This is a genomic window from Pseudoflavonifractor sp. 60, from assembly GCF_009911645.1.
In the GTDB taxonomy this organism is placed as follows: Bacteria; Bacillota; Clostridia; order Oscillospirales; family Oscillospiraceae; genus Lawsonibacter.
Map to the genome: position 1 here is coordinate 1 of NZ_QWKI01000285.1, position 4,372 is coordinate 4,372.

Below are 4,372 nucleotides of genomic sequence, written 5' to 3' on the forward strand. Positions count from 1 at the left end.
CACCCTTGATGTTGATCACGGTGCAGTTGTAGCGCGACAGGATTTTTGAGAAATTCGGACAGGATAAATGAGAAAAATAGCGGGTTTCTAAGAAGTAATTCTAAGCTCGCCCACTTGCGCCGACCGCCCCCAGCGAGGGGAGCGGACCGAGCAAGCGGGCAGGCTTTCTAAAGTTCCGGGAGGGAGCGGATTTTGCCGCCCCTCCTTTGCTTTTGGCCGTTGTGTGGTAATTACACCTCCGGTGCCTCCGAAAGCCCGTCCTGCGGGTTCTGGGAGACCTCATGGAGCTCCTCTGGATCGACGTACTCCGTCCACCCATAAACCCCAGGCTCCCATACGTTGTTATCAATGTCGGAGACCCACCTTTTGCCGTTATGGGAAGTCTTTGCGTCTTTGCTGTAGGCATCATGCACTCCGATAGGCTGAGACCACTCCGGCCACGGCTCTGCCGGGTCGCTGGTGACGTTCCAGAGGGACACCATCTTGTCCGGTTCCCAACCCTCCTGGGACTGGTGATCCTGAACACAGCGATACAGGATACCGCGGTAACGGCGGAGTTGACCGACTGTGTAGTTGATGGACGGGGACCACTCCGCGAAGAGGGCGGCTTGCTCCGAAGCCGTGACATTGTCGATCTTTCCGCCCTCAGCCAGTACCACAAAGGCAATAGTGGCGGCGTTCTTTTGCTGCGTCTCATAGGCTTTCTTTTCAGATAGCTCCCGGACACTGTCTTTCCGCAAATGCTCCAGTCCCATTACTGGAATTCTCCCTGTACAGAATTGATGTAGCCCCCTATCCCGCTGGTCCCCCGTTTAGCCTCTACCTTAAAGTTGAAAGCGGGACCGTTGGTGGCAGTGGTATTGGTGAAGACATGGTTTGCTCCGACTTTAACTTCGGTGGTACAGTCCTCCCAGACCGGTGTGGCATCGTTGGCGTTGTTCGTGACCTTTACGGAGTATTCGGCATCCGCTGGAATGGAGCCGATGACGGACAGGACGCAGATAGTGATGTCGGCGTCCGCCTCCATGGGCTCTTCCAGGGTAATGGCGGCCTCGGTGACTTCCTTCTTGAATGTCAGGGTGTGGACCGTGTTGGCCTTCCCGTCATTGGCGGTAATGGTCAAGGTGTGTGTACCATTCAGCAATCGGAGAAAAGTCTCGCCGGTTATCTGGAGGTTGCTGTCCTCTTCCAATCCAGCGGAGAATGTACGCAGGCTCTCCCTGTCCAGGACCTCCGCCACTGTAACTTCATCCGCATCCTCATCGGCCACACTGTATTGCACGGAGAATCCCCCGGTCTTGATTCCCAGGTCGCTCCCGCTGGCAGAGTCGCAGGCGATGGTCGGCGCCATGTTGTTGTCCACCGTACAGATGTCGCTGGTGACATAGCCGCTGTAAGCGTTGTTGGTGTCGTAGGCCCGTACGCGGTATTTCACGCTGGCCCAGCCCTTCGTAATGGTGTCGGTATAGCTCAGGGTATTGCCGGTGTAGACCACCGACCACTGACCACCGCCGTCCACCTCACGCTCCAGACTGTACCCGGCCAGATTGCCGTCCTGGTCAGTAGCCGCCTCCCAGGTAACTGTCAACTCTGCGCCCCCGGTCACATCCAACGGCACATTAATGCTCCCCGGAGCCCCTGGAGCCTGGTTGTTGATGACGGTAACGCTGCCGCCGGTCCGCCAGCCGGAATTAAGGCCCTCTGTGTCATAGGCCTTGACCCGGTACATCACGCTGGCGGTGCCAAATGCCACATAGTTTGTGGTGCTCGTGCTGCCGCCCTGGTAGATCTGGCTCCAGGAGCTGCCGCCGTTGGTGCTCCGCTCCACAATGTAGCCCGCCAGATTGCCCTCCGTGTCGCTGCTGCTCCCCCAGGATACCGTGATGGTGCTTCCGCCGCTGATGCTGGAGGGAACACTGATGCTGGAGGGAGTAGACGGAGCGGTATTTGCATATACCGGGCCGTTGTTAGAGACCAAGAGGGAGGAGGGGAGAGTAAAAACAGGGCGGACCCCGTAGGCGCTGGTGCTGGTGTAGGTATCGGAGTTTCCGCTGCTGTTCAAGCCCCAGGCACGGTTGGTGCTGCCCGTGACCGGGGACCGGGTCCAGCAGATTACAGCGGTGCCATTCCACTTGGCGACTTTCAACAGATTGATAACCGCACCAGATAGTGCTGTTCCCTCAGCATTCATAAAAGTGTGGGACCCACCCATCTCTGTAGCGGACAGCACGAATACAGATCGGCTGAGGTTTGTCTTAGTGTCGTTGCCATTGCCAGGAGTATAGTAAAATTTGGTTGTTCCCATAGCCGTCCGGATGTCAGAGTCCAGCAGGTTCTTATAGGTACCGTTGAGTAAGCTATCCATCTCGCTGCCAGCGTAGGCGTTGGTGGAGTTCTGCCACGTACCGCCCATACTATAACAGTCTTTACGTACTACCAGTGTCCTGCCACTGCCGTTCAGCCCACTCTCGTAGTTATGCTTAGCCACATAGAACTCCACCAGAGCGCCATTTTCCTTCAGTTTGATAACACTGCCTTCTGATATGCTGCCAAGGGTAGCCATTTAAACTCCTCCTCTCTTAAAACTCAATCCGCGCCATAGGCACATTCCATACGCCATTTACATCCACGCCGACTAACGTATCAAAGGTGACAGTAAACGGGTTGCCGCTGACATCGGTGTTATACATCAGCTCTAACAGTGCCACTCTGGAATCTAGCCTAGAGTAGTACGATCGGATATATGGATGAGCATCCTCGGCCGCATTGTGAACTTTGATAGCGTTCATCATATCATCCCATCTTACCAGTCCGGGAGATGCGGATATATTTACTTCAAGTTCATCAGATATGACAATAATAAGAGGAAATTCCCATGTGCTGACCGGTACTTCTTTGCTATTGCCAGGTATTTGCTGCTGGTAGTCTCCCAGTGTCGCATATAAAAAGTCTGTCTCTTCCCCAGTAACCGGGTCTTTCGCAAATACCATAAATTCTCCCAGAGAAAACGGTTCGGAAGATCTGTCTTTGTTGCTGTACTGTACAGTCAGGAAAAACTGGTTGCCTTCATGGTGACGTTCCCCAACCGTCCCCTCATCCTCATAGTGAACAAGCTGATGAACATCCGCCAGATTCACCATTTCTCCCACTTTTCCGCTACCCACTGCTGCGCGGGTAAGATTAAGCAGTACTCCCAGGACAGAACATGAAATCATTACTGCCCGTCCGTGGGTAGTAATTTTAAATCCATAATCCAATTTCAACCACCCTTATTTTTGTTCTGGAATTGTGATAACTGACTGTATCCCCGCATGTCCTCCTAATTGAATTGCACTCTGAAAATCAAAGTGATCTGCAAGCTCTGGAACTGGCAAGGTTACAACACATGAAATAGTTCCGCCGACTTGCATTGAGAAACATGTTGTTTTAGTCGGAATAGTGAAAGCAGCCAATTTGCTGGAGGCTTCTTTTACCGCTTGCACTTCTTGGAATATTTTTGAAATATCAATTACAGTTTCCGTTGATCCTGCCCCGAGATTAATCGCAAATTCTGCCCAACGGCTTGGATCCTGTTCATAGACCGGAGCGATTTGGCTGTGATCATATCCCAGAGATGCAAGCACGTAAAGGATGCCTTGCCGGGTACCGCTCCACTCAGAAATGATGCCTTTCATAGCCAGCCGAGTCCGATATCCTTCAACGCTCTCTCCGGTAAGCCTAGGCATATTGCGATCTTGCCCGTGGATGGGGAGCATGGTGGGGGAGGCTGTGGCGATGTTGGTCTCGTCCCTCACCCGAAGGGTGTCCTCCTTCAGACCGTCGAAGATCCGCCCGATAACCTTAAAGAAGATGAAGAACTGATTGACCGCCCGCTTCCCCTTTTTCAGTGGGGCGAAAAGGAGGTCGAACATATACTCTCCGAAGTGGTCGTACTGCTTCACCGGGCACTCACTCCCTTCTCACGGTGACGGTGACGGCCCCCAGGGTGATGACCTTGACGTTCGTCGAGGCCATGTAGCCGTCGCGGATAGCGTGATTGATGTTCGAGAGGGTGAGCTCGTAGAACTTGCGGCCCTTGCGGACAGCAAGGAGCTCGGTGAGGATAGAGGCGACCTTGCCCTCGATCTCCCCGTCGCCGGAGACGTCGTCGGTGGTGACAATAACCTTGATATCCTAGGGAACGACGATGGAGGATTTCACAAGGATGTTGTCGTATGGTCCGGCGATCTTGTCAACCTCTTCTCGAACCGCATCAAGCAGTCCTTCGGTGGCCTCTCCCACCGTGCTCGTGACAATGATTTTGTCAATATGAGTTGACACATTTCGCGCAAGGATTTTAGGATCTAAGCAGCCACCGCAGTGAGGGACAGAT

General features: G+C 53.6%; 5 protein-coding genes. 1 reads left to right on the forward strand and 4 read right to left on the reverse strand.

Annotated features, from left to right (window positions below):
- Positions 1-230: 230 nt before the first annotated feature.
- Genes D1646_RS21605 through D1646_RS22815 form a run of 4 tightly spaced genes read right to left on the reverse strand, consistent with a single transcriptional unit; the run spans position 231 to position 3,941 of the window.
- On the reverse strand, positions 231-755 hold the full coding sequence (locus D1646_RS21605; RefSeq protein ID WP_160638417.1) for a carbohydrate-binding protein: 525 nt from the start codon (positions 753-755) through the stop codon (positions 231-233).
- Positions 755-2,563 carry a DUF6273 domain-containing protein gene (locus D1646_RS21610; protein ID WP_160638418.1) on the reverse strand — a complete coding sequence of 603 codons (1,809 nt, stop codon included), beginning with the start codon at positions 2,561-2,563 and terminating at the stop codon, positions 755-757. The genes D1646_RS21605 and D1646_RS21610 overlap by 1 nt, the downstream gene beginning before the upstream one ends.
- A gap of 16 nt (positions 2,564-2,579) precedes the next feature.
- Positions 2,580-3,257, reverse strand: a complete 678-nt coding sequence (locus D1646_RS21615; RefSeq protein WP_160638419.1) for a hypothetical protein — start codon at positions 3,255-3,257, stop codon at positions 2,580-2,582.
- Between the two features lie 12 nt (positions 3,258-3,269).
- A complete protein-coding gene (locus tag D1646_RS22815; protein WP_201754802.1) occupies positions 3,270-3,941 on the reverse strand; it encodes a hypothetical protein in 672 nt (223 codons plus the stop codon).
- Between the two features lie 91 nt (positions 3,942-4,032).
- Between D1646_RS22815 and D1646_RS21625 the strand changes: the two genes are divergently transcribed.
- A complete protein-coding gene (locus D1646_RS21625) occupies positions 4,033-4,317 on the forward strand; it encodes a hypothetical protein (RefSeq protein WP_160638420.1) in 285 nt (94 codons plus the stop codon).
- The last annotated feature ends 55 nt before the right edge of the window (positions 4,318-4,372 follow it).

Bases quoted from the DNA above. Each gene is read 5' to 3' on its own strand.
- D1646_RS21605 (WP_160638417.1), bottom strand. From the start codon at position 755: ATGGGACTGGAGCATTTGCGGAAAGACAGTGTCCGGGAGCTATCTGAA.
- D1646_RS21610 (WP_160638418.1), bottom strand. From the start codon at position 2,563: ATGGCTACCCTTGGCAGCATATCAGAAGGCAGTGTTATCAAACTGAAG.